This is a genomic window from Microtetraspora sp. NBRC 13810, assembly GCF_030268685.1.
GTDB lineage: Bacteria > Actinomycetota > Actinomycetes > Streptosporangiales > Streptosporangiaceae > BSRQ01.
On the sequence record NZ_BSRQ01000005.1, the window covers coordinates 384,576 to 406,879 of the forward strand.

The 22,304-nt window shown below is 70.6% G+C and carries 24 protein-coding genes and 1 tRNA gene; 10 read left to right on the top strand and 15 right to left on the bottom strand.

What is annotated here, in order from left to right:
• The first annotated feature begins 20 nt into the window (after positions 1-20).
• The 5 genes from QSK26_RS13565 to QSK26_RS13585 all read left to right on the top strand — a co-directional run bounded on the left by QSK26_RS13565 (position 21) and on the right by QSK26_RS13585 (position 5,232).
• The gene (locus QSK26_RS13565; protein WP_285775442.1) at positions 21-446 is read left to right on the top strand and encodes a molybdenum cofactor biosynthesis protein MoaE; all 426 of its coding nucleotides are present in this window, start codon (positions 21-23) and stop codon (positions 444-446) included.
• 51 nt (positions 447-497) lie between these two features.
• Complete coding sequence (locus QSK26_RS13570; protein ID WP_285775443.1) at positions 498-1,547, top strand: YlbL family protein; 1,050 nt, start codon at positions 498-500, stop codon at positions 1,545-1,547.
• A 204-nt stretch (positions 1,548-1,751) separates the two neighbouring features.
• Positions 1,752-4,706, top strand: a complete 2,955-nt coding sequence (locus QSK26_RS13575) for a UPF0182 family membrane protein (protein ID WP_285775444.1) — start codon at positions 1,752-1,754, stop codon at positions 4,704-4,706.
• Positions 4,707-4,761: 55 nt separating this feature from the next.
• Positions 4,762-4,835: transfer RNA gene (locus QSK26_RS13580), tRNA-Met, on the top strand.
• Between the two features lie 262 nt (positions 4,836-5,097).
• Complete coding sequence (locus QSK26_RS13585) at positions 5,098-5,232, top strand: hypothetical protein (RefSeq protein WP_285775445.1); 135 nt, start codon at positions 5,098-5,100, stop codon at positions 5,230-5,232.
• Positions 5,233-5,241: 9 nt separating this feature from the next.
• Here the strand turns inward: QSK26_RS13585 and QSK26_RS13590 are convergent, their stop codons facing one another.
• The 4 genes from QSK26_RS13590 to QSK26_RS13605 all read right to left on the bottom strand — a co-directional run bounded on the left by QSK26_RS13590 (position 5,242) and on the right by QSK26_RS13605 (position 7,525).
• Complete coding sequence (locus tag QSK26_RS13590) at positions 5,242-5,805, bottom strand: dihydrofolate reductase family protein (RefSeq protein ID WP_285775446.1); 564 nt, start codon at positions 5,803-5,805, stop codon at positions 5,242-5,244.
• 62 nt (positions 5,806-5,867) lie between these two features.
• On the bottom strand, positions 5,868-6,824 hold the full coding sequence (locus QSK26_RS13595) for an RNA polymerase subunit sigma-70 (RefSeq protein WP_285775447.1): 957 nt from the start codon (positions 6,822-6,824) through the stop codon (positions 5,868-5,870).
• Positions 6,821-7,006: a hypothetical protein gene (locus QSK26_RS13600; RefSeq protein WP_285775448.1), complete on the bottom strand. Its 186-nt coding sequence runs from the start codon at positions 7,004-7,006 to the stop codon at positions 6,821-6,823. Before QSK26_RS13600 ends, QSK26_RS13595 begins: the two co-directional genes overlap by 4 nt.
• A 138-nt stretch (positions 7,007-7,144) precedes the next feature.
• Entirely contained in the window at positions 7,145-7,525 is a 381-nt protein-coding gene (locus tag QSK26_RS13605) for a winged helix-turn-helix transcriptional regulator (RefSeq protein ID WP_285775449.1), read from the bottom strand.
• Between the two features lie 128 nt (positions 7,526-7,653).
• Here QSK26_RS13605 and QSK26_RS13610 point away from each other — a divergent pair, with 128 nt between their 5' ends.
• Positions 7,654-8,058, top strand: a complete 405-nt coding sequence (locus QSK26_RS13610; protein WP_285775450.1) for a RidA family protein — start codon at positions 7,654-7,656, stop codon at positions 8,056-8,058.
• A gap of 323 nt (positions 8,059-8,381) precedes the next feature.
• Here QSK26_RS13610 and QSK26_RS13615 read toward each other — a convergent pair whose 3' ends face one another.
• The 3 genes from QSK26_RS13615 to QSK26_RS13625 are packed head-to-tail and all read right to left on the bottom strand — an operon-like array spanning position 8,382 to position 9,982.
• Entirely contained in the window at positions 8,382-9,350 is a 969-nt protein-coding gene (locus tag QSK26_RS13615; protein ID WP_285775451.1) for an NAD(P)-dependent alcohol dehydrogenase, read from the bottom strand.
• An 11-nt stretch (positions 9,351-9,361) separates the two neighbouring features.
• Positions 9,362-9,631: a hypothetical protein gene (locus tag QSK26_RS13620; RefSeq protein ID WP_285775452.1), complete on the bottom strand. Its 270-nt coding sequence runs from the start codon at positions 9,629-9,631 to the stop codon at positions 9,362-9,364.
• Positions 9,632-9,982, bottom strand: coding sequence for an ArsR/SmtB family transcription factor (locus tag QSK26_RS13625; RefSeq protein ID WP_285775453.1), 351 nt, complete (start codon positions 9,980-9,982; stop codon positions 9,632-9,634).
• A gap of 366 nt (positions 9,983-10,348) precedes the next feature.
• Between QSK26_RS13625 and QSK26_RS13630 the strand changes: the two genes are divergently transcribed.
• The gene (locus QSK26_RS13630; RefSeq protein ID WP_285775454.1) at positions 10,349-11,005 is read left to right on the top strand and encodes an ankyrin repeat domain-containing protein; all 657 of its coding nucleotides are present in this window, start codon (positions 10,349-10,351) and stop codon (positions 11,003-11,005) included.
• 34 nt (positions 11,006-11,039) lie between these two features.
• Here the strand turns inward: QSK26_RS13630 and QSK26_RS13635 are convergent, their stop codons facing one another.
• From QSK26_RS13635 to QSK26_RS13650, 4 genes are read right to left on the bottom strand one after another with little or no spacing between them, the layout of a single operon-like run.
• Positions 11,040-11,858, bottom strand: a complete 819-nt coding sequence (locus tag QSK26_RS13635) for an ABC transporter ATP-binding protein (RefSeq protein ID WP_285775455.1) — start codon at positions 11,856-11,858, stop codon at positions 11,040-11,042.
• A gap of 3 nt (positions 11,859-11,861) precedes the next feature.
• Positions 11,862-12,962, bottom strand: a complete 1,101-nt coding sequence (locus QSK26_RS13640; protein WP_285775456.1) for a FecCD family ABC transporter permease — start codon at positions 12,960-12,962, stop codon at positions 11,862-11,864.
• 2 nt (positions 12,963-12,964) lie between these two features.
• The gene (locus QSK26_RS13645) at positions 12,965-14,014 is read right to left on the bottom strand and encodes a FecCD family ABC transporter permease (RefSeq protein WP_285775457.1); all 1,050 of its coding nucleotides are present in this window, start codon (positions 14,012-14,014) and stop codon (positions 12,965-12,967) included.
• Positions 14,011-15,072, bottom strand: coding sequence for an iron-siderophore ABC transporter substrate-binding protein (locus QSK26_RS13650; RefSeq protein WP_285775458.1), 1,062 nt, complete (start codon positions 15,070-15,072; stop codon positions 14,011-14,013). Before QSK26_RS13650 ends, QSK26_RS13645 begins: the two co-directional genes overlap by 4 nt.
• A gap of 220 nt (positions 15,073-15,292) precedes the next feature.
• Here QSK26_RS13650 and QSK26_RS13655 point away from each other — a divergent pair, with 220 nt between their 5' ends.
• Complete coding sequence (locus QSK26_RS13655; protein WP_285775459.1) at positions 15,293-15,796, top strand: GNAT family N-acetyltransferase; 504 nt, start codon at positions 15,293-15,295, stop codon at positions 15,794-15,796.
• Positions 15,797-15,916: 120 nt separating this feature from the next.
• Here QSK26_RS13655 and QSK26_RS13660 read toward each other — a convergent pair whose 3' ends face one another.
• The gene (locus tag QSK26_RS13660; RefSeq protein ID WP_285775460.1) at positions 15,917-16,660 is read right to left on the bottom strand and encodes an AraC family transcriptional regulator; all 744 of its coding nucleotides are present in this window, start codon (positions 16,658-16,660) and stop codon (positions 15,917-15,919) included.
• A gap of 64 nt (positions 16,661-16,724) precedes the next feature.
• Here QSK26_RS13660 and QSK26_RS13665 point away from each other — a divergent pair, with 64 nt between their 5' ends.
• Positions 16,725-17,303: a TIGR03086 family metal-binding protein gene (locus QSK26_RS13665; protein WP_285775461.1), complete on the top strand. Its 579-nt coding sequence runs from the start codon at positions 16,725-16,727 to the stop codon at positions 17,301-17,303.
• Between the two features lie 83 nt (positions 17,304-17,386).
• Here QSK26_RS13665 and QSK26_RS13670 read toward each other — a convergent pair whose 3' ends face one another.
• The 3 genes from QSK26_RS13670 to QSK26_RS13680 all read right to left on the bottom strand — a co-directional run bounded on the left by QSK26_RS13670 (position 17,387) and on the right by QSK26_RS13680 (position 20,957).
• Entirely contained in the window at positions 17,387-19,366 is a 1,980-nt protein-coding gene (locus tag QSK26_RS13670; protein WP_285775462.1) for an APC family permease, read from the bottom strand.
• A gap of 197 nt (positions 19,367-19,563) precedes the next feature.
• Positions 19,564-20,229 (bottom strand): SPFH domain-containing protein, encoded by a 666-nt coding sequence (locus QSK26_RS13675; protein ID WP_285775463.1) that lies wholly within the window; start codon positions 20,227-20,229, stop codon positions 19,564-19,566.
• Complete coding sequence (locus QSK26_RS13680) at positions 20,178-20,957, bottom strand: TetR/AcrR family transcriptional regulator (protein ID WP_285775464.1); 780 nt, start codon at positions 20,955-20,957, stop codon at positions 20,178-20,180. Before QSK26_RS13680 ends, QSK26_RS13675 begins: the two co-directional genes overlap by 52 nt.
• An 87-nt stretch (positions 20,958-21,044) precedes the next feature.
• On the opposite strand from QSK26_RS13680, the gene QSK26_RS13685 reads away from it, so the two are divergent.
• A complete protein-coding gene (locus tag QSK26_RS13685) occupies positions 21,045-22,274 on the top strand; it encodes an FAD-dependent oxidoreductase (protein ID WP_285775465.1) in 1,230 nt (409 codons plus the stop codon).
• The last annotated feature ends 30 nt before the right edge of the window (positions 22,275-22,304 follow it).

The following is a 22,304-nucleotide window of genomic DNA, read 5'->3' on the forward strand; positions in this document are numbered from 1 at the left end:
CGCGGTTGTAGGCTCGGGGCGTGGAAAACATCCGTCTGCTGGGGATCCGCGACCAGACGCTCTCCGTCGACGAGGTGCTGGCCGCCGTCGGTGACAGGTCCGCGGGCGGTACCACGCTCTTCGTCGGCACGGTCCGCGACCATGACCAGGGCAAGTCCGTGACGCGGCTGTCCTACTCCGCGCACCCGACCGCCGAGGCCGAGCTGAGGCGGGTCGCCGAAAAGGTCGCCACCGACTTCCCCGTCACGGCGCTGGCCGCCGTGCACCGCGTCGGCGACCTCTCGCTCGGCGACATCGCGGTCATCGTCGCCGTGGCCTGCCCGCACCGCGGTGAGGCTTTCGAGGCGTCCAGGCGGCTCATCGACGACCTCAAACGCGAGGTGCCGATCTGGAAGCACCAGCTGTTCGCCGACGGCTCCAGCGAGTGGGTCGGCGCCTGCGCATGACGATCCACAGGCCGGGCCGCGTCCCGGTGCGCAACGCATAGGCTTCAGGTCATGTCCCGACGTGCGCTGACCTTGATGGTGGCGAGCATGCTGACCCTTGTGCTCGCGCTGGCCGGCGCCGTCATGCCGGTGCCCTACGTGGTGCTGAGTCCCGGCCCGACGGAGAACACGCTGGGAGCGGTCAAGGGGCAGCCGGTCATCACGATCAAGGGCCACGAGACCTATCCCGTCAACGGCAAGCTGAGCCTGGTCACCGTCGCCTACCAGGGCGGCCCCGGCGCGCGGATCGACCTGCTCACGGCGCTGCGCGGCTGGGCCGACCCGAGCGTGGCCGTGGTCCCGGAGGAGACGATCTTCCCGCGGACGAGCACCGCCGAGCAGGTCGAGCAGCAGAACACCCAGGAGATGACCACCTCCCAGGACGACGCGACCGCCGCCGCGCTCACCCAGCTGAAGATCCCCTTCACCTCGGTGGTCACCGTCATGTCCACCGAGAAGGGCAAGCCCGCCGACGGCAGGCTCAAGCAGGGTGACGAGATCACCGCCGTGGACGGCAAGCCCATCACCGACGTGGAGAAGGTCGCCGGGGCGGTGCGCGCGCACAAGGCGGGCGAGGAGGTCGCCTTCACCGTCACCCGCGGCGGCAAAACGCTCACCGAGCAGGTCCCCACCGTCGCCGGTCAGGACGGCAACGTCATGGTGGGCGTCGTCATGCAGTCCCGGTTCAAGTTCCCCTTCGACGTCGACATCAGCGTCGGCGACGTCGGCGGCCCGAGCGCGGGGCTGATGTTCTCCCTCGGCATCCTCGACAAGCTCACGCCCGGCCCGCTGACCGGCGGCAAGTCCATTGCAGGCACCGGCACGATCACCCCCGACGGCCAGGTCGGCCCGATCGGCGGCATCCAGCAGAAGATGGTGGGCGCGCGCGAGGCGGGTGCGACGATCTTCCTCACCCCGGCGGGAAACTGCGCCGAGGCCGTCCAGGCCGTGCCCGAGGGCCTGCGGCTGGTGAAGGTCGACACGCTGGGCACCGCCGTGCGGGCCATCGACGTGTTGCGCGGGGGTGGTTCCGGCCCGGTGCCCACCTGTTCGGGAAGTTGACCCACCCGTGATGCGATTCGGGCACTCAGATGTCATCCCGTGCGTTGGGCCTAGCAGTTCCGACGGTGGAGCGTTGTGGCCGGACCGTGCCCGAGAGGCACACCGCGACCGATGCTTCGCCGGTGTAGGTTGCCAGACACGGACCGTTGCTCTTAAGACAAGGGGTTGGCCTTGAGCTTCCGGACCCCCGGATCCGGCAGGGCGATGCGATTGCCCCGCCGGCCGCGCCTTCTGCTGCCCGTCGTGATCGCCCTCGTGGTGCTCGTCGCGCTGTTCTTCCTGTTCGCCGGCATTTTCACCGACTACCTGTGGTTCGACTCGATCGGGTTCACATCGGTCTTCTCCGGCGTGCTCCTGACCGAGATCATGCTGTTCGTGGTCGGTGCGCTGCTGATGGTCGCCATCGTCGGCGGGAACATGATGCTGGCCCACCGGACGCGGCCGATGTTCGGTCCCGCGATGTTCGGTGGCTCCAGCGGCGCCGACCGCTACCGGATGGCGCTCGACCCGCACCGCAGGCTGATCTTCCTGATCGGCATGGGCGTGCTGGCGCTGTTCTCCGGTTCGTCGCTGGCCGGCCAGTGGAGTACCTGGCTGCAGTTCGTGAACGGCGCGCCGTTCGGCGAGACCGACCCCTTGTTCAACATGGACAAGTCGTTCTTCATGTTCACCTTTCCGTTCCTGCGGATGGTGCTGACGTTCCTGTTCACCGCCGTGGTGGTCTCCGCGGTGATGGCCGCCATCGTGCACTACCTGTACGGCGGCTTCCGCCTCCAGTCGCCCGGCGTGCACGCCACCCGCGCGGCCCGCGCCCACCTGTCCGTCCTGCTGGGCGTCTTCGTGCTGCTCAAGGCCATCGCCTACTGGATCGACCGGTACGGCCTGGTCTTCTCCGACCGGGGCTTCCGGGACGGCGCGTCCTACACCGACGTCAGCGCGGTGCTGCCCGCCAAGACGATCCTGGCGATCATCGCGCTCATCTGCGCCGGCCTCTTCTTCGCCGGCGTCGTGCGCAAGGGCGGCATGCTCCCCGGCGTGGCCTTCGGCCTGCTCGTCCTGTCGGCGGTGCTGATCGGCGGCGTCTATCCGTCGCTCGTCGAGCAGTTCCAGGTCAGGCCCAACCAGCAGGCCCGTGAGGCGCCCTACATCCAGCGCAACATCGACGCCACCAGGAAAGCCTTCGGCATCGACACCGCCAAGGTCACCGACTACAACGCGCAGGGCGATCCGAGCAAGGTCGACGTCAACTCCGACTCCTCGATCTCCGGCGTCCGGCTGCTCGACCCGACCCTGGTGTCCAAGACCTACCAGCAGAAGCAGCGGATCCGCGGCTTCTACGACTTCCCCGACCAGCTCGACGTGGACCGCTACCCCGACGCCTCCGGCAAGGAGCGCGACACCGTGGTGGCCGTCCGCGAGCTCACCGGGCCGCCGCCGGAGCAGGACAACTGGATCAACCGGCACCTGGTCTACACGCACGGCTACGGCATCGTGGCCGCGCCCGGCAACGAGGTCGACTCCGAGGGCCTGCCCGACTTCGACGCCAAGGACATGCCGGTCACCGGCGACCTGGCGCAGCGCACCGGCCTGAAGCAGCCGCGGATCTACTTCGGCGAGTCCTCCTCCACCGAGTACGTGATCGCCGGCGGCTCCACCACGAGGACCAAGCAGGAGCTCGACTACCCGCTGAGCGCAGGCGCCAGCGGCCAGCAGAACACCACGTACGACGGCAAGGGCGGCGTGCCGGTCGGCTCGTTCTTCAACCGGCTGCTCTACGCCACGAAGTACGGCGAGATCAACATGCTGCTGTCGGGGGACATCAACCCCAGGTCGCAGATCCTCTACGTGCGCAACCCGCGTGACCGGATCGAGAAGGTGGCGCCCTTCCTCCAGATGGACGCCAACCCCTACCCGGCGATCGTGGACGGCAGGGTGGTGTGGATCGTCGACGGTTACACGACGTCCGACAACTACCCCTACTCGCAGAGCAAGAGCCTCGGCGACATGGTCCGCGACACGGCGACCGACACCCGGGCGATCCCGCAGCAGCCGCGTGACGAGATCAACTACATCCGCAACTCGGTGAAGGCCACGGTCGACGCCTACGACGGCACCGTGACCCTCTACGCCTGGGACGACAAGGACCCGGTGCTGCGCACCTGGCGCAACGCCTTCCCCGGCATCGTCAAGCCGGCCAGCGCGATGAGCCAGGACCTGCGCAGCCACCTGCGCTACCCGGAAGACCTCTTCAAGGTGCAGCGCGACATGCTCTCGCAGTACCACATCGTGGACCCGGGAGCCTTCTACAGCGGCCAGGACTTCTGGAACGTCCCGAACGACCCGTCCCTGCGTGACGGCGACGTCAAGCAGCCGCCGTACTACCTGTCGGTCAAGATGCCCGGGGCGACGGAGCCGACGTTCTCGCTGACGACGACGTTCGTCCCGCGCGAGGGTCCCAACCTGGCGGCCTTCATGTCGGTGAGCGCGACGCCCGGCCAGGACTACGGCACCCTGCGCATCCTGCGCATGCCGTCCAACACCGCGATCCCCGGCCCCGGCCAGGTGCAGAACAACTTCACCAACAAGTTCTCCGGTGAGCTCAACCTGCTGGGCCTGGGCAACGCCCAGATCCGGTACGGCAACCTGCTGACCCTGCCCTTCGCCGGCGGCCTGGTCTACATCGAGCCCGTCTACGTGCAGACGACCGCGGCGTCGGGCCAGGAGCCCTACCCGATTCTGCGCCGGGTCCTGGTGTCCTACGGCAACAAGGTGGGATCCGCGGACAGCCTCGACGACGCGCTGGAGCAGGTGTTCGGCGAATCGGCCGCCCAGGCTCCGCCGCCCGAGGGAGCCCCGGTCACCTCCGGCGAGACGACGAACAACGCCACCGCCAACGTGCTGGCCTCCACCATCGACGAGGCCCAGCAGGCGTACGCGGACGCGCAGACGGCTCTGGCCGCCAGCCCGCCCGACTGGGTGAAGTACGGCGAGGCCCAGCAGCGTCTCCGTGCCGCCCTGGACAAGCTGAAGGCGACCGAGCCCGCCTCGGCCGCCACCACGGCTCCCACGGCGGCACCCACCCCGTCCCCGTCCGCCACCCCGAGCGCGCCGGCCAGCCCGTCGAGCACGCCGGCACCGAGTCCCGCGTCGAGCTCGTGAGCCCGAATTGATTTGCCACCACCCCGCGCTGCCGATAGTGTTTGTAACACAGCAACGCGGGGTGGAGCAGTTCGGTAGCTCGCTGGGCTCATAACCCAGAGGTCGCAGGTTCAAATCCTGCCCCCGCTACTGAGAAACACCAAATCAAAGGCCCGATCTCCGGAAACGGAGACCGGGCCTTTGATTGTTTGTCCGTGATTCGTCCGTAGGACGAGACGTCACCCCCTGGCATAACCGGGTATCGGCACGTCGCGGGCGGCAGGCTTTCGTGCCCTCCTCGGCTAGCCCGTTGAACACCGCCGCCCCCGCCGCCTAGGAGCCCACCTTCAAGGCCCAGACGCCCGGTGAAAGGTTTGATCTCTCGCTGTAGCGATGGCGAGAAGGGCAGCAGGTGGCGCGGCCGAAGCCGTGGGAGATCAGCGGTGAGTTGTGGGCGGTCATCGAGCCGTTGCCGCCGAACAAGGAACGCCGGGTACGGCATCCGGGCCGCAAGCGGCTGGATGACCGCCCGCCGTCGCCGTGGTGACGCTCGCGGTCACGGCCTGATCGGCCGGTACCGCACGCTCAGCTCGGCCGTGGGGTCGTCGGCGCCGACCCGGTGGAGGTAGTGCGGCCGGCCACCGGGGAGGTCCAGCAGCCGGATGCCCTCGCCGAGCAGCACGGGCGCGATGTGCAGGTTGATCTCGTCGAGGAGCCCGCGTTCGAGAAGCTGGCCACCGATCGTCGGCGAATGCACCTCGACGTTCCTGCCGCCGGCCGCGGCCAGCGCGATCCGTACCGCCTCGGTCACGTCACAGTCCAGGAATGTGACGCCGTCGGCGGGCGTGGCGTCCTCCGGATGGTGGGTGAGCACAAAGATGGGTCCGGTCCAGGCGCCGCCGTAGACGCTGCGGGGATCCGGGAAGTGGTCCCAGCCGCGCCGGCCGCCCAGGACCGCGCCGGTGGTCGCGACGTACTCCTCGATCAGGCCCGGCTGGGGCGAGATGCCGGTCATCATCCAGTCCATCTGGTGGTTCGGCCCGGCCACGAACCCGTCCAGGGACATGGTGAAGTGCCAGAGCACCTTGCCGTTCGCGGTCTGCGGTTCGATGTCGTTCACTGCTGTCTCCTCTGCCGGCTGATTGCCTCGTGCGGTATTGAGACGGCATCCACCGCGGAACCTCATCGGTCCAGGGTGGGTGGGAGGTTGAACGACGGGAACAGGGCCGGCTCGTGGAACGCGACGATCTCGGTTATCCGGCCGTCGCGGATCCGCAGCACGCCGATGCCGAACGGCTCGTACGCGTGCCCGCCCGGCGGACACCGGTACGTCGCCGCGGCCAACTGGCCGTTGGCGCTCGCCGGCAGCATGCGCAGCGTTCCGATGTAGTCGGGTGAGCCGGCGTCCCAGCTCGCCGACAGCGCTGCCAGCACGCCGTCGCGGTCGGCGAACCACTCCGGGTACGGCGGCATCGTCGCTCGCACGTCCCGCGCCAGCAGCGCGGCAACCTCGGTCAGGTCGCCGCGCTCGACCGCGGACATGTAGCGGCGCAGAATCCTGCGCTCCTCGTCGGTGGGCGGGGCTGACGGGGCCCAGTCCGACCGGCCGGGCGGCAGGTGGGTGCGCAGGGTGGCTCTGGCCCGCTGCAGTGCGCTGTTGACCGAGGCGACACTGCCGTCGAGGGCCTCGGCCGTCTGGCGGACCGGCCAGCCCAGCACGTCGCACAGGATCGTCGCGGCGCGCTGCCTCGGCGGCAGGTGCTGGATGGCGGCCAGGAACGCCAGTTCCAGGGTCTCCTTCGCGACCACGGCGGCCTCCGGGTCGTCGGCGCTCGGTGCCACCGGCTCCCACAGGTGGTCGGGGAACGGCTGCAACCACGGGCCGGCCGGTGAATCGGCCTGGTCGGGCAGCGTCCGCCGGCTCCGGCCGTCGAGGACGTCCAGGCAGGCGTTGGTGGCGATCCGGTACAACCAGGCGCGCAGTGAGGAACGGCCCTCGAAGCCGTCCCGGCCGCGCCACGCCCGCAGGAACACCTCCTGGACCAGGTCTTCCGCCTCGTCGAACGATCCGAGCATCCGGTAGCAGTGCACCCGCAGCTCGCCCCGGTGCCGCTCGGCGCGTTCGGCGAAGTCGGTCACCGGGTGGCCGTCCGGACGCGCAGCAGCTGGTGGGTCAGCTCGCCGCCCATCGGGGCGACCCGGGTGACGCCGTCCGCCGACCAGCCGGCCTTCTCGCAGAACCGGCGGGCCCGCTCGTTGCCCTCCAGCACCCACAGCGGGCATGTGCTCCACCGCCTGTCCGTGAACAGGGGAATCTCCATCAGGACGCCTTTCTGTGTGCGGCTGGCGGGGTGCCGGCCGGAGCGGCGGTCAATGCCTGGCGCAGGTTCTGATCGTGCAGGTCGTCGGGGATCGCAGCCGCCAGGACATCCATGGCCGGCCCCGACCAACGCGGGCTGTCAGGCGTCGAAGTGCCGGCGGGCGGTCTCGATGTGGCCGAAGTACCGGTGAGTCCAGCCGCAGATGAGATCAACCGTCGCGCGCAGGGCCTGGCCCGGCTCGGTGAGGGTGTACTCGACTCGCGGCGGCACAGTGGGATGCACCTTCCGCCGGGCCAGGCCGTTGCGCTCCAGCATGCGCAGGTTCTGGGTGAGCATCTTGTGGCTGATGCCCTCGACCTCGTCGCGCAGTTCGCTGAAGCGGAGGGTGCGCTCACCGAGAGCCTCGATGATGAGCAACGCCCACTTGTTGGCGACGTCCGAGAAGATCTCCCGCGCCAGGGAGTCCGCACGTCTCAGGTCCGCTTCATCAGCCGTGCCTGCGAACTGCTTGGTCACCATGAGGTTCCCCAGTCTCTAAAAAGTGCGTTCTTCCACGTCAGCGAACACTCTCCTATGGTTTCTGAGTAACCGCAAGAGAGCACGGGTGCCATCCGGCGCCTCGATCACGTAACCGATCAGGAGATCTCGTGGCTGTTTCGCTCATCAACCCCGACCGGCATGTCCAAGTCCCGCTCTACCACCACGTCGCGGTGGCGAGAGGGAGCAGGCAGGTCCACATCGCGGGACAGGTCGCCTGGGACGAGAACGGCGAGCTCGTGGCACCGGGCGACCTCGCCGGGCAGGTCACCCAGGTCTACCGCAACGTCGCCAAAGCGCTGGACGCGGCCGGAGCGACGTTCCACGATGTCGTCCGCTTCACGTGGTACGCCGCAGGCTGGAAGAGAGAGATGTACGACGCCTTCAACGCGGGCATCGAACAGGCGGCCCGCGAGTTCGACATCGCTACGCCGCCGGCCGCGCTGATCGGAGTTGACGTGCTTTTCGAGCCCGGCATCCTCATCGAGGCCGAGGTCACCGCGATCATCGATTGACGTGGTCATCCCGGGCGCTCGACGGTGAAGTCGAGGTGGGCGCGCTTGGTGGGGTCGGGCTGGCCTCTGAGTTGGCGCCGACCTCACCGTCAGGTGAAGCGGCTACCAGTTGCCGAGGACGAGGCGTCCGTCGACGGGGCCGAGTGCGTACGACCACGTCCGGCGCATGTGTCCCATCCACACCGCATCGCCGATTCGCTGAGACTGGTCATCCTGAATGAGGAGCAGATCACCTCAAAGGATGCAGAACGCAACCATCCGGTCACGCTACTTTGCAGTGCCGTCGGATTGCCATCGGCAGGTATCTCATAAGGCTCTCGGCCTTACACGGTGATGACGATCTTCGCCCGTGCGTGCTCCTCGCTGAAGTACCGCATCGCCTCGGCAACCTCACTCAGCGGGTATGTCCTGTCGATCGCTGGTGTGATCTGCCCGGACTCGACCATCTCTTTGAGATCGGCGAGGTTCTTCTGGCTTCGCCTCGCCATGAACGTGCGCACGCTCTGCCGTACGAACGGCGACAGCACCAGCGCCCCCAGGAGCCGGCCCACCGGCCCGAACCACCGGCCGCCTTTCGAACTGGAGAGGACGAGGGTCCCTCCGGGGGTCAACACGCGTCTGCAGTCGGACAACGAGTGATTCCCCGCCAGGTCGAAAATGAGGTCGTAGCGCCGGTCGCTCTTGGTGAAATCCTCTCGGGTGTAGTCGACGACATGGTCGGCACCGATCGAGCGGACCAGTTTCACGTTCCTCGTGCTGCACACGCCGGTCACCTCCGCCCCGAACGATTTGGCGATCTGCACGGCGAAGGTGCCCACACCTCCCGACGCCCCGTTGATCAGGACCTGCTGCCCCCGCTCTATCCCGCCACGGTCGCGGAGACCCTGCAATGCGGTGTTCGCCGCCCAGGGTATGGCCGCCGCCTGCTCGAAGGTCAGGTTGGCCGGCTTCGGGCACAGCAGGTCCTCGGAGACGCGGGCGTATTCGGCGAAGCCTCCGGCGGCGACTTCGGCATACACCTCATCGCCCGGCTGAAATCGTGTGACGTTCTTGCCGATGGCCTCGACCTCTCCGGCGATATCCCGGCCTGGGACCTTCCGCCCTGGCCGGCGCAGCCCGAATGCCAGGCGGCCCAGATACGGCAGGCCCGTCGTGGTCACCCAGTCGCCATGGGTCACCGATGTCGCGCGTACGCGCACCGTGACCTCGTCGTGGCCGGGCACCGGCTTGTCGATTTCACCGAGTCTCAGAACCTCGGCCGAGCCGTACTTCTCTTGGACGATCGCCTTCATCGTGTTTCTCCTTACTCGACTGTCCGCAGGATCTGCTCGATCGAGGCCGCGCGCGTTCGCAGTTCGGAAAGGTCGTTCGCCATCCGCTGCTGGGCGTCCAGGGTGTTCTCGGCGAGTTGCTCGTAGCGGCGCACGAGCTGGCGCAGGTCCTCCTGCACGGCGGCGGATATCTTCAGCTTGCGGAACTCGAGGACCGTCGCTGCGATGCCGATGAGCAGGATCAGGGCCAGGAACCACAGCCCCAGGATCAGGACCGTGCCCGGCCAGGTCGTCGCGTCCATTCAGGACCTCTCCTTGGGTGCGGGACCCTTCTCCGGGTCCGATCGGGTAAGGGTCTGGACCGCCTCGGCCACGGTCGAGGCGGTCAGGTGCAGGTGGAAGTCCGTGACCTCGTAGTACTTCATGGCCTTGCCGTCTTCCGACAGCTCAAGGCTGCCGACGATCAGCCCGGCCGCCTCCAGCCGCTGCAGGTGCATGTGCAGGAGCGGTCGGCTGATCCCGATGTCGCGGGCCAGATGGCTCACGTAGTCACGCCCACCGGCGAGCCTTGCGAGGATGCGCAGCCGTAGCGGGTTGGCCAGCGCCGCGAGCATCACGACCAGTTCGTCGCCGGCCGGCACGGCCACTGTCATGACACTCCTTCACCTGAAAGAATCTTCTTACATGTGAAGGATAACGCGTACAGGGCGAATCCGACCAGAGCCGTTACGGGGGAGGACTTGGGTCGCCAGGCCCGCGACTACGGGGATGATGCCGAGGAAGGCGAAGGCTGGGAGGAAGCAGAGGCCGAGGGGGGCTACTGCTTGGACTCCGACAATTCGGGCGGCGGCGGAGGCTGATCGGGTGGGGCGGCGGGCGGCGTCCGCGAGGCGGGTTAGGACGTCGGCTATGGGGGCTCCGCTGTCTACTGCCCTGGACATCGTGCGGGCCAGGGAGGCCAGGGGGCGGTCCTCGGCTGGGTGGGAATGTAGGCTGGGGTGGGCGTTCAGGGCGCTCTGGTGCCCATCCAGCGCCTGCCCGGCAACCCCAGCCTCGAACGGCTCCGGCAGAACGCGAAGACGCTGCTTCGGTCCGTGCAGGCGGGAGTCCCCGAGGCGCTCGGGCTCGTCACCGAGTTCCGCCGCGGACGCTCAAACTGTCCGACGCGCAACTGGTCACCGCCCGCATGTACGGCTTCGCTGGGCGAGCATCCGGCGTACGGCGGACGCACACCCTATGAGCTCGCCCTGCTGAACGGGCACACCGAGGTCGCGGAGATCCTCGCCGCGGCAGCCGCCTCGGCGGTCCTGGACGAGACGGAGGCGTTCGTCGCGGCCTGCATGCGCGCCGACACCGACGCGGTGGCCGGATTCGGCCCGGAACCGCCGGCGCGAGCGCTCGCCCGATCCCCCGAGCTGATCAACAGCGCGGCCGGGCAGCGCAGGCCCGAAGCCGTACGGCTGCTCGCCGGTCTCGGCTTCGGCGTGAACCACCTGCGGCGATCCACCCCGCTGCACGCGGCGGCCTGGAACGACGACGTCGAGACGGCCGCGACACTGATCGAGCTCGGCGCCGATCCGACGATCAAGGACACCGAGTACGACTCGACCCCGCTCGGCTGGGCCGAGTACGGCGGCAGGCACCAGGTGGCGGCTTACCTGCGAAGTCTGGGCTGAGAACGGTCACCCGGCCGCGGGCGCCGTACCGACGTCAGAGCGGCGTTCGCGTCAGGTGATGGTGGCGGCCGATCGGGATGATCAGGGGGGTGCCGCTGACCGGGTCGGCGGAGACCTGGCAGCGCAGGTCGAAGACGTCCTCGATGATCTCGGCGGTGACGACCTCGGACGGGGCGCCCTGGGCGGTGATCCGGCCGGACTTCATGGCGACCAGGTGGTCGGCGTACCGGCACGCCTGGTTGAGGTCGTGCAGGACCATCACGATCGTGCGGTTCTCCAGCCGGTTGAGGTCCGTGATCAGGTCGAGTACGTCCACCTGGTGGGCGAGGTCGAGGTATGTCGTGGGTTCGTCGAGCAGCAGCACGGAGGTGCCCTGGGCGACGGCCATGGCGATCCAGGCGCGCTGCCGCTGGCCGCCGGAGAGCTCGTCCACCGGGCGGTCGGCGAGCGCGGTCATCCCGGTGGCGGCCAGCGCGGCGTGCACCGCCTGCTCGTCGGCCCGCGACCACTGCCGCCACCAGGTCTGGTGCGGCGAGCGGCCCCGGGTGACCAGGTCGGCGACGGTCAGGCCCTCCGGCGCCACCGGTGACTGCGGCAGGATGCCCAGGCGTTGCGCGAGCTCCCTGGTGGGGATGGCGTGCAGGGCGCGGCCGTCCAACTGGACGGCGCCCTGGCGGGGGGTGAGCAGCCGGGCCAGCGCGCGCAGCAGGGTGGACTTGCCGCAGGCGTTGGCGCCGACGATCGCGGTGATGCGGCCCGGCGGGATGGTCAGGTCGAGGTCCTCGACGACCACCCGGTTGTCGTAGGCAAGGCGCAGGCCGTTCGCCCGCAGGTCCGGGTCGGTGTTCGACATGGTTCAGCCTCCTGAGCCGGCGCGGTTGGCGCGGACGAGTAGCCAGAGCAGGATCGGCGCGCCCAGCACCCCGGTGACCACGCCCACCGGCAGCTCCAGACCGGAGATGAGCGTGCGCGCGAGCAGGTCGGAGAAGAGCACGACGACGGCGCCGGTCAGGCCCGAGGCGACCAGGGGAGGCCAGGCGGTGCCGGCGAGCCGCTGGGCGATCTGCGGCGCGGCGAGCGCGACGAAGGCGATCGGGCCGGCGGCGGCGGTGCCGAAGGCCACCAGTCCCACACCGGCGATGAGCAGGGCGAACCGGACGCTCTGCACCCGGGTGCCGAGCCCGGTGGCGACGTCGTCGCCGAGTTGCAGGGTGCGCATCAGCCTGGCCAGCAGCAGGGTGACCGGCACGAGCACCACCAGGGCGGCGGCGAGCGGCGTCGCCGCGCTCCAGTCGCGCCCGTTGAGGTTGCCCACCAGCCAGCCGAGCGCGGCCTGCGCCTGGAACCGGCCGCCCCTGGCCACCAGGTAGTCCGTGGCACTGGTGCAGATCCACGAAACGCCGATGCCGACCAGGACGATCCGGTAGCCGGTGGTGCCGCGTTTCCAGGCCAGCGCGTAGACGAGCAGCGCCGTGAGCAGCGCCCCGGTCAGGCCGAGTGCCTGGACGCCGAACCTGGCGGTGTCCCAGCCGAGCACGATCGCGGCGGTGACGGCGGTGCCGGAGCCCTGGACGAGGCCGATCATGTCCGGGCTGGCCAGCGGGTTCCTCGTCATGGTCTGGAACAGCGCGCCGGACATGCCGAAGGCGATGCCCACGAGCAGTCCGACCACGGCCCGGGGCAGCCGCAGCTCCTGCACGATCACCAGGGTGCCGGGGTCGCCCGTCCCGGTCAGCGCCCGCATCGCCTCGGCCAGGCCGACGGGGTAGTCGCCGATGGTGACGCCCCAGCTCAGGAAGAGGAAGGCGAGGACGGCGAGCACCCCGCACCCGATGACCTGGCGCGGTCGCAGCATGCCGGAGACGGGCGGTACGGCGAGCCGGAAATGTCGTGCGATGGGCGCCCTGGACAGGGAGTTCTTGGACAGGGGGGTCTCGGACAGGGGGGTCTCGGACATGGTCACATCTCCGCGAGCCGGCGGCGGCGCACCATGGCGATGAAGAACGGACCGCCGATGAAGGCGATGAGGACGCCCGCCTGGATCTCGATCGGCCGGGCGACGACCCGGCCGACGATGTCCGCCGCCAGCAGCAGGCACGGCGCGAGCAGCGCGGACAGCGGCAGCAGCCAGCGTTGGTCGGGGCCGATTCCGGCGGCCTGGGCGAGGATCCTGGCGATGTGCGGCACCACCAGCCCGAGGAAGACGACCGGGCCGATCACCGCCACCGCCCCGCCGGTCAGCAGCATGATCGCGATGACGCTCCGGAACCGGACCAGGCCGAGCCGCCGGCCCAGCGACGCGGCGACGTCCTCGCCGAGGGCCAGGCTGTTGAGCGCGGGCGCGGAGGCCAGCGCGAGCACCGCGCCCACCGCGAGGAACGGCAGGATCTGCGCCACCACGTCGCCGTTCTGGGTGGCGAGCGAACCGGCCGACCAGAACCGGTACCGGTTCAGCGCGTCCGGGTCGGTGAGCACGATCGCGCTCGTCACCGAGGAGAGCAGCGAGGTGACGGCGACCCCGGCCAGGGCGAGCTTGACCGGGTTCAGGCCGGAGCGGCCCAGCCGGCCCAGCATGTAGACGAGGACGCTGGCGGCCAGCGCCCCGGCGAAGCCGAACCAGATGTAGCCGTACATCGACTGGACGCCGAGCAGTGCGATCGACGCCACGATCGCGAAGGACGCGCCGGAGCTGACGCCGAGCAGGCCGGGGTCGGCCAGCGGGTTGCGGGTCAGCGCCTGCATGAGCGCCCCGGACAGCCCGACGGCCGCGCCGGTGATCAGCCCGAGCGCCGTACGCGGGCCGCGCACCGACCAGACGATGTTCTCGACGTGCGCGCTGTGCGGGCGGCCGAGCAGAGCCCCGGCGACCTGGTCGAGGGGGACGCTCAGCGCGCCGAGCGCGACCGACAGCAGGCAGATCACGACGAGCAGGACGCCGAGCCCGCCGAGCAGCAGCGCGGGACGCGGCGTGACCCGGGCCGGGGCGGTCTCCGAGGCGTGCCGGATCATGACGTGGTCTGTGCGACCTTCGTCGCCGCGTCGCCGTCCACCGCCGCGGCGAGCTGCGGGACGAGCCGGTCCAGCACGTACGGCAGGCTCAGCACGGTGACGAAGGAGAAGGCCGCGCCGTAGTCGGTGCTCTCGCCCAGGAAGACCTCGCGGGACTCCTTCACCACCTTCAGGTCCTTGTAGACGGGGTCCGCGCGCAGGGTGGTGACGTCCTTGGCCAGGTCCGGCACCGTCCACACCACCACGTCCTGGTCGAGCAGGTCGCCGCGTTCCTTGCTGATGTTGGCGCCGAACTGGTCGCCGATGACCTTGTCGAGGTCGGTGGGCAGCTTGAGGCCGAGCGAGGAGAGGGTGCGCGAGCGCGGGTCCTGGCTGCCGTAGACGAAGAACCCCTCGTAGGGCGTGGCGACCAGGCCGGTGGCGCCGGCGAACTCCGGGTGCTCCCGGCGCAGCGTCGCGAACTTCCGCTCCACGCCTTCCACCAGGGCCTTCGCCTCGGCGGGCTTGCCCAGCGCCCGGCCGGTCGTCTCGGTCTGCTGCTGCCACGGGATGCCGTAGTCGTTGTACTCCTTGGGCTGGGCGACCACGGGCGCGAACTTCGACAGGGTGTCGTACTGCTCCTTGGTGAGCCCGGCGTACAGCGCGAGGATCAGGTCGGGCCTGAGGGCGGCGATCTGCTCCACCGGCGGGCCGGTGCCGGTGTCCTTCACCAGCGTCGGCACCGGGGCGCCGCCCAGTTTGCCGGTGGCCCACGGCCCGATCGCGCCGGGGAAGCCGCCGAACCAGTCGGTGGTGCCGACCGGGACCTTGCCGAGGGCCAGGACCGCGTCCTGGTCGGTGAGCCCCAGGGTGAAGACCCGCTGCGGTTCGGCGGTGATCGTGGTGGAGCCGAACTTGTGCTCGATGGTCACCGGGAAGGCGGCGTTCGCCGGGGCGGAGCTCTCGGGCGCGGCGGCTCCTGTGCCGGTGCCGGAGCCGCATGCGGCGACGGTGGTGAGAAGGAGCAGGAGGGACGCGAACGCCGTGAAGACCCGGGCGCGTTGCGAGGAGGGTGGCATCGAGCGGTCCTTCGTGTCGGTGCGGGGGATTCCGTCGTGGAGGGCTCGCTGCGGCCCGCTCGGGCCGGGTGGCACCCTGTGCGCCCACGACGGCATGACCGACGCGTTCACCCGGCGCCCTCCGAAGGTCGAGTTTAGGTAAGGCTACACTAAATGAGGTAAGGCTAACTATCTGCCTCGACGGCTGAGATTCTTGGCGTGTGGCGTAGTTCTGGGCCCCGTGACATTGATTCGCCGGCTCGGGGTCGAGGACCTGCCCGCCTGCCAGAAGCTCGCCCTTGACCGCGGTTGGGCGCCCGACGAGGTCCCCGGGGTGCGGGAGGCGGCGCCGGAGGACTTCGCGGCCGTTGTGGCGCTGGACGCCGAGGTCGCCGGGGCCGACCGGACCGTGGTGCTCGCCCCGCTGCTGGGCCGGGCGGAGAAGGTCGTGGTCGCCGACGGCGGGTTCGCGATTGCGTGGAACACCGCGGAGCAGCGCGTGATCGGCCCGGTAGCCGCCCCGTCGGAGGAGGCCGCCCGCGCGCTCATCGCGGCCGCGGCGCACGGGGCCGACCGCGAGGTGCGGGTCGAGGTGCTGGGCGCGTTCCCCGGCGTCGGCGCCTGGCTGGCGGCGCACGGCATGCGCGCCACGGGCGACCCGCTGGCCACGATGCTGCGCGGAACGCCCCGGCCGCCCGGCGACCGCGCCCGTTACGTCGCCCCGATCCTGCTGTCGCTCGGCTAGCCGCGGTCGTCCGGCCCTGGACGGCGCTCGTGCCCCGGCTGGCCGCGGTCGTCCGGCCGGGATGGCGCTCGTGCCCCGGCCGGCCGCGATCCTCCGGCCGGGACAGCGCTCGTCCCCGGCCTAATAGCGTTCGGCGTAGCGGGTCGGGGACTCGCCGAACATGTCCTTGAAGTCGCGGGCGAGGTGCGGCTGGTCGGCGTAGCCGAGCTCGGCGGCCAGTTCGGCCCAGTCGATCGGCGTGCCGGCGGCCAGCCGTTCGGTGACCTCGTGCAGCCGGTAGCGGCGGATGACCCACTTGGGGCCGATGCCGACGTACTCGGCGAACAGCCGTTGCAGGTCACGGGTGCCGGTGCCGAGCAGCCGGGCCAGCGTGCCGACCCGGGTGATCTCCGGCTCGGCGGAGATCGTCGCGACGATGTCCGCGGCCCGCCCGGCCCTGGGATCGGGCTCGGGGAGGTGGGCTCTGAGGAAGTCCTCGACCGCCGGGACGTCGTCCGCCTCCGGCACACCGCCGGGGAAGACCTCGCCCGCGTCGACGGACCGGTCGGTGAGCGACGAGACCGGCGCGCCCAGGAACGGCCGGAAACACCCGGGCCGGAACCGCACGCCGAGCACGCCGCCGGCCCCTTCGAGCACCCTGACCTGGTGCCCGCTGCACACCCCCTGCACTCTCGCGGCGCCGTCGTGGAAGGTCAGGTGCACGTTCGGATACGGCACGATCAGCTGGCGGTAGGGCTCCTCGTAGTTCCAGGAGACCATCCAGTAGTGCTCGACGTAGGGCGCGAGGTCCGGGGAGGGGGCGGGGAAGGCGTGGCGCTGGAACCGTGTCCACGCGCCGCCGAGTTCACGGACGTCTCTGGGCACGTCGTCGAGCTTATGTCGCGTTTGTTCAAGACAACCGCCGGCGTGCCGTGCTTTCTTGGGCGTCATGTCTGACCAGTCGGTGGCCCGAGCGGCCGCTTCGCTCATAGAGATCGTCCGTGACATCGAGCCGGACCAGCTCGGCGCGCGGACGCCGTGCGCCGAGTACGACGTCCGCAAGCTGATCAACCATCTGCTCTTCTGGGGGCCGTCGCTGGAAGGGGCGGCCCGCAAAGAGGCGGTGCCGCCGCCGGCCGCGGCGGAGACGGACGCGGACCTGACCGGTGGCGACTGGCGGGCCGCGGTCGAGGCGCACGCGGAACGCCTGGCCGCGGCATGGGGCCGGCCCGAGGCGTGGCAGGGCGTGACGCACATGGGCGGGCCGACCGAGCTGCCGGCGTCGCTGGTCGGCGGGATGGTCGTGGGCGAGTTGCTCGTGCACTCCTGGGACCTGGCCCAAGCGACCGGCCGCCCGACGACCTGGGACGACGGACTCGTCGCCTACACGCTCGAAGAGCTCGCCAAGAGTGTCGAGCAGGGCCGGAAGATGGGCGTCTACGGCCCCGAGGTCCCCGTCCCGGCGTCGGCCCCGCCGCTGGACCGCGTCCTCGCCCTCACCGGCCGCGACCCCGCGTGGACCGGCTGACCGGCTGACCGGCTGACCGGCTGACCGGCTGCCGCGAGGCGGCCGGCCGCCCGCGCTCCGGCCGGAAGCGCGGGCGGGGGCGGTCAGCCGACGTGGATGCGCGGGCGGCGGGCCGGGTCCGGCTCGCTCTTGCGGATGATCTCGCGGACCACCGGCGCCGTGTCGCCCCGGCCGAGGAGCAGGTACCGGAACAGGTGCGTCACCGGGCTGCCCTCAGCCCACTCGAAGTAGCAGTGCGGGCGGACCCCGGTGCCGTCCCGCAGGGCGAGCAGCACGGCGGCGATGGCGTTCGGCGCCGCCGGGCTCTCGGCGCGCAGCACGCGGTGCTCGCCGACCTGCACCCCCCGCACCCGGAGCACGTCGCTGAACGCGGAAGGGTCGATGACGTCGACCTCCAGGAAGACCACGTCGGCCCGCCCCGGCACCGGGTTCATGCCGCGCTGCTCCCGCTCCTTGGCGGCGTACTCCGCCACGTCGCCCCGCTGCCTGCGGTTGGCGATGACGTCGAGTTCCCCGTTGTGGGCCAGCGAGTCGGCGACGAACCGGCGGGCCGCCTCGTCGAACTCGATCCGGTCGGCGCGCAGCTCGGTGGTCCGGGTCACCCGGGAGACCAGCGAGATCACCACGATGCCCACGATGAAGGCGGCCGAGATCGCGATGCCGTCCGGCTTCTCCCAGATGTTCTCGGCCAGCGCGTAGAGCAGGACCAGGGTGAGGACGGTGAAGCCGGCCGTGGCCGCGTGCCGGCCGCGGCGCAGGGCGGAGATCGTCACCGCGACGGCGCCGGAGACCATCATGGCGAGGATCCCGGTGGCGTAGGCGCCGGCCTGGGCGTCGACGTCGGCGCCGAAGGCGATGGTGATGGCCACGCAGATGACCGTGTAGACGGCGACGACGGGCCGGACCGCGCGGCCCCACTCCGGCGCCATCCCGTAGGAGGGCAGGTATCGCGGCACGATGTTGATCAGTCCGGCCATCGCGGAGGCCCCGGCGAACCACAGGATGAGGATGGTGCTGATGTCGTAGAGGGTGCCGGCCGCCTCGCCCATGTGCTCGTGGGCCAGGTAGGCGAGCGCGCGGCCGTTGGCGGCGCCGCCGGGGGCGAACTCCTTGGCCGGGATGAGCACCGTGGTCACAAAACTCGTCGCGATCAGGTAGACGCTCATGATGAGCGCGGCGGTGGTCAGCAGCTTGCGGGTGTTCCGGATCCGGGCGGTCAGCCGTTGCCCCGCGTCGGCTCCCTCGGCGGCGACCAGCGGCATCATGCTCACCCCGGTCTCGAAACCGGACAGGCCGAGCACCAGCAGCGGGAACGCCAGCACGGCGGGCCCCACGACCCCGCCGAAGCCGCCCCGCCCCTCGGTCAGCGCGTCCAGCCAGGCCGCCACCGCGCCCGGCGTGGTGGCGACCTCGAACAGCCCGACGCCGACGACGATCGCGTTCAGCCCGAGGAACAGCGCGACCAGCGGGATGGCGACCCCGACCGCCTCGCTGAAGCCGAGCAGGAACACCCCGCCGAGGATCAGCAGCAGCACCACGGTGATGAGGACGGCGTGCCCGTGCAGGAATCCCGGCGCGTACGGGTTCTCCAGGATGTGCACCGAGGCGTCCGCGGCCGACAGGGTGATGGTGATGATCCACGACGTGGCCACGAAGCCGAGCAGCACCAGCACGAACACCTTGCCGCGCCAGAAGGGCAGCAGGTGTTCCAGCATCGCCACCGAGCCCTGCCCGTTCGGGCTCTCCCTGGCCACCCGCCGGTACATCGGCAGCATGCCGAGCAGCGTCAGCGCGACGATGAGCATCGTCGCCAGCGGTGACAGCGAACCGGCGGCCAGCGCGGCGATGCCCGGCAGGTAGGCCAGGGTGGAGAAGTAGTCCACCCCGGTCAGGCACATCACCTTCCACCACGCGTGCGGCTCGGCGTGCGACTCGCCGGCCTCGGGGCCGACCGGCTGGACCCGGTGCTCCAGCAGCCACCGGGCGAACCGCCCGCCGGGCGCCGCCGGGCGTCCCGGGCTCTCGACCACGGCCGGAACGGTCCGCCCGCCAGTACCGCTCATCTGCCGCTTCTCCCCATTCAGTTCCCCCGTGCGCCCGTTACGGCCGGTGTCGTCACGCGACCCCTTACCTCGGGCGTCGTACGGCGCGCCGCGCGTTACCGGAAAGGCAGGTCCGACGCGTGACGATATACGGCTCTTTGAGGGGGATATACGGTTCTTGACGGGTTCTTGACGCAAAGCTCAGGTGCCGAGTCCGGTCACCGGCTGGGCACGACGACGGCGTCCGGGTTGCCGGGGGCGTAGACGGTGATCCCCTGGGGGAGGGACTTGAGCTTGTCGATCTCGGCGCAGGCCGGGCACCTGTCGTAGCGGTCCTGCCTGGCCCGGTTGGCCGCCGCCTCGGCCTCGGCCTGGTCCACCTTCGCCTGGGCCTCGGCCACGCTCGCGGCGGCGGCGAGAGAGCTGTCCACCGACCGCTGGACGTCCTGCGGCAGCGTCACCCGGACCAGGTTGAAGCGCAGGCCGGTGAGGAATCTGTCCTGGCCGCGGAAGGTACGGGTGCCGAACTTGTCGTCGAACCGCTTCAGCGTCTCGTGGTCGAGGTTGAGCGTGAAGTAGAGCGTGCCCTCGATGCCCAGGTTGACGCCGTCGCTGCTGGGAGTCGTGACGACGTCCACGCCGAGGGCGGTGGCCCGCTTGGGGTCGGCGGTGATGGTGTAGAAGCGCTGCTGGGCCGGGTACGGGTGGACCTCGGACCACAGGCCGCTCCAGGTGAGCCCGGAGCCGGGATCGACCACCTGCCTGATCTGGTTGTCGTGGAAGAGCCCGCCGTCCCGGACGATCGCGATCTCGCCGGCCCGGGTGCCGGTGTTCAGGAGGGTGTCGCGGCGGCCCGTAGGAAGGCGTCGGCGAAGACCTCGCACACCTGGTCGATCGGCGGCATCTCGGCTCCTATGACCGGCTCCAGGGTCGGGCGCAGCAGCGCGTGCACCACCAGCGGGCCGAGCAGGAGCTGCACCAGCAGCGGGAACGGCAGCGGCCTGAGCCGCCCGGCGGCCACGTGGGTCATCAGCAGCGAGCGCAGGCCGGCCTCGATCCGGGGCAGCATGACCCGCATCACCTCGCTGCCCGGCCCGCCCGCCCGGGTGAAGACGTCGCCGAGGATGGCCGGCAGCACGCGCGGCTCCTGGCGGAACGCCGTGACCATCGCCCGGTAGACCGCCGGCACCATGTCCTCCAGCCGCTCGGGCGGATCGGCGGCGATCGCCTCCAGGTCGGGCACCGGGCCGTAACGCTCGAAGACCGCGGCGAGCAGGCCGTCCCTGCCTTCGAAGACGGTGTGCAGGCTGGGCAGGGAGCACTCGGCCGCGGCGGCGACCGCGTCCAGGGTGACGCCGCCGAGCCCGCGCTCGCCGATGAGGTGGGCCGTCGCCGTGATCGCCCGCTCCCGCACCGGCGGCCGGCCGCCCGGGTCCACGCCCGCCAGCCGTACCGCCTCGTCCAGGGCCGAGCGGTTGCCGCCCAGCCGGCGCAGCAGGGTGCTGCGGGAGATGCCCGCGGCGGCGGCGATCGCGGCTAGGGGCACCTCCGCGACGTCCTGGCCGCGCTCCCTGGCCGCGGCGAGCGCGGCCTCCACCAGTTCCGTACGCATGCGGGCAGCCTACTACTACACATCTGACACGGTTCCATGTACTGTGCCTAGTAGAGATTCATCAAGTGATGAATAGAGGAGGGCTCCATGTCTGAGAGCACCACCGTCCTCGTCAGCGGGGGAGGCCCCGCGGGGCTGATGCTCGGCCTGTTACTGGCCCGGGCGGGGATCGAGGTCACCGTGCTGGAGAAGCACGGCGACTTCCTGCGCGACTTCCGCGGGGACACCGTGCACGCCGCCACCGTCCGGCTGATGGACGAGCTGGGCCTCGGCGAGAAGTTCCGCCGGCTGCCGCAGAGCCGGCTAGGCAACGTGCGGATGGCCGCCGCCGACGGCAGCCTGGTCACGCTGGGCGACTTCGGCACCCTCTCGCCGCCCTACGACTACATCGCGATGATGCCGCAGTGGGATCTGCTCAGCTTCATCGCCGCCGAGGCCGAGCGCGAGCCGGCCTTCACCCTGCGGATGAACACCGAGGTCACCGGGCTGATCAGGGAGGGAGACGTCGCGACGGGCGTGCGCTACCGCACCGCGGACGGCACGGAGGGGGAGATCAGGGCCGAGCTCACCGTCGCCTGCGACGGCCGCCACTCGCTGCTGCGCAGGGAGGCCGGGCTGGTGCCGCGGGAATACCCCGTGCCGTTCGACGTGTGGTGGTTCCGGCTGCCGCGGCACGCGCACGAGGAGGACGAGATCGCCGCCGTCCTGCCGCGGTTCGACGGCGACCAGATCATGCTCAAGCTGGTCAGGGACGACTTCTACCAGATGGCCTACTTCACCGAGAAGGGCGCCGGGCCCCGGGTGCGGGCCGAGGGGGTCGAGCGCTTCCGTGAGCGGGTCGCCCGGCTGGCTCCGGAACTGGCCGACCGGGTCGACGTCATCGAGAGCGTGGACGACCTGCACATGCTCGACGTGAAGCTCAACCGCCTGGAGCGCTGGTACCGCGCCGGGCTGTTGTGCATCGGCGACGCCGCGCACGCGATGTCACCCGCCGGCGGGATGGGCATCAACTTGGCCATTCAGGACGCGGTGGCCACCGCCGCGCTGCTCGCCGGGCCGTTGCGCAGGCACCGGGTCACCACCCGCGATCTGGCCAGGGTGCAGCGGCGCCGGACCCCGCCCACGGTCATCGTGCAGGCCGCCCAGCGCTTCCTCCAGCGGGCGATATTCGAGCCGCGCCTGACGGGCAAGGCCAGCGGGCCGCCCCGGCTCGCGGTGTTCCTCGGCCGCAACGTCCCGGTGTTCCGCCGCTTCCCGGCCCGGCTCATCGCCTTCGGCCCCCGCCCCGAGCACGCCCCCGCCTTCGCCCGCCGCTGACTCGCTGCCGGGCACGGCGGCCCGCACGGC

Bases quoted from the DNA above. Each gene is read 5' to 3' on its own strand.
- QSK26_RS13575 (WP_285775444.1), top strand. From the start codon at position 1,752: ATGCGATTGCCCCGCCGGCCGCGCCTTCTGCTGCCCGTCGTGATCGCC.
- QSK26_RS13625 (WP_285775453.1), bottom strand. From the start codon at position 9,982: ATGACAGTGGCCGTGCCGGCCGGCGACGAACTGGTCGTGATGCTCGCG.
- QSK26_RS13640 (WP_285775456.1), bottom strand. From the start codon at position 12,962: ATGTCCGAGACCCCCCTGTCCGAGACCCCCCTGTCCAAGAACTCCCTG.
- QSK26_RS13620 (WP_285775452.1), bottom strand. From the start codon at position 9,631: ATGGACGCGACGACCTGGCCGGGCACGGTCCTGATCCTGGGGCTGTGG.
- QSK26_RS13670 (WP_285775462.1), bottom strand. From the start codon at position 19,366: ATGAGCGGTACTGGCGGGCGGACCGTTCCGGCCGTGGTCGAGAGCCCG.
- QSK26_RS13600 (WP_285775448.1), bottom strand. From the start codon at position 7,006: ATGGAGATTCCCCTGTTCACGGACAGGCGGTGGAGCACATGCCCGCTG.
- QSK26_RS13615 (WP_285775451.1), bottom strand. From the start codon at position 9,350: ATGAAGGCGATCGTCCAAGAGAAGTACGGCTCGGCCGAGGTTCTGAGA.
- QSK26_RS13650 (WP_285775458.1), bottom strand. From the start codon at position 15,072: ATGCCACCCTCCTCGCAACGCGCCCGGGTCTTCACGGCGTTCGCGTCC.
- QSK26_RS13570 (WP_285775443.1), top strand. From the start codon at position 498: ATGTCCCGACGTGCGCTGACCTTGATGGTGGCGAGCATGCTGACCCTT.
- QSK26_RS13665 (WP_285775461.1), top strand. From the start codon at position 16,725: ATGTCTGACCAGTCGGTGGCCCGAGCGGCCGCTTCGCTCATAGAGATC.
- QSK26_RS13685 (WP_285775465.1), top strand. From the start codon at position 21,045: ATGTCTGAGAGCACCACCGTCCTCGTCAGCGGGGGAGGCCCCGCGGGG.
- QSK26_RS13645 (WP_285775457.1), bottom strand. From the start codon at position 14,014: ATGATCCGGCACGCCTCGGAGACCGCCCCGGCCCGGGTCACGCCGCGT.
- QSK26_RS13635 (WP_285775455.1), bottom strand. From the start codon at position 11,858: ATGTCGAACACCGACCCGGACCTGCGGGCGAACGGCCTGCGCCTTGCC.
- QSK26_RS13680 (WP_285775464.1), bottom strand. From the start codon at position 20,957: ATGCGTACGGAACTGGTGGAGGCCGCGCTCGCCGCGGCCAGGGAGCGC.
- QSK26_RS13605 (WP_285775449.1), bottom strand. From the start codon at position 7,525: ATGGTGACCAAGCAGTTCGCAGGCACGGCTGATGAAGCGGACCTGAGA.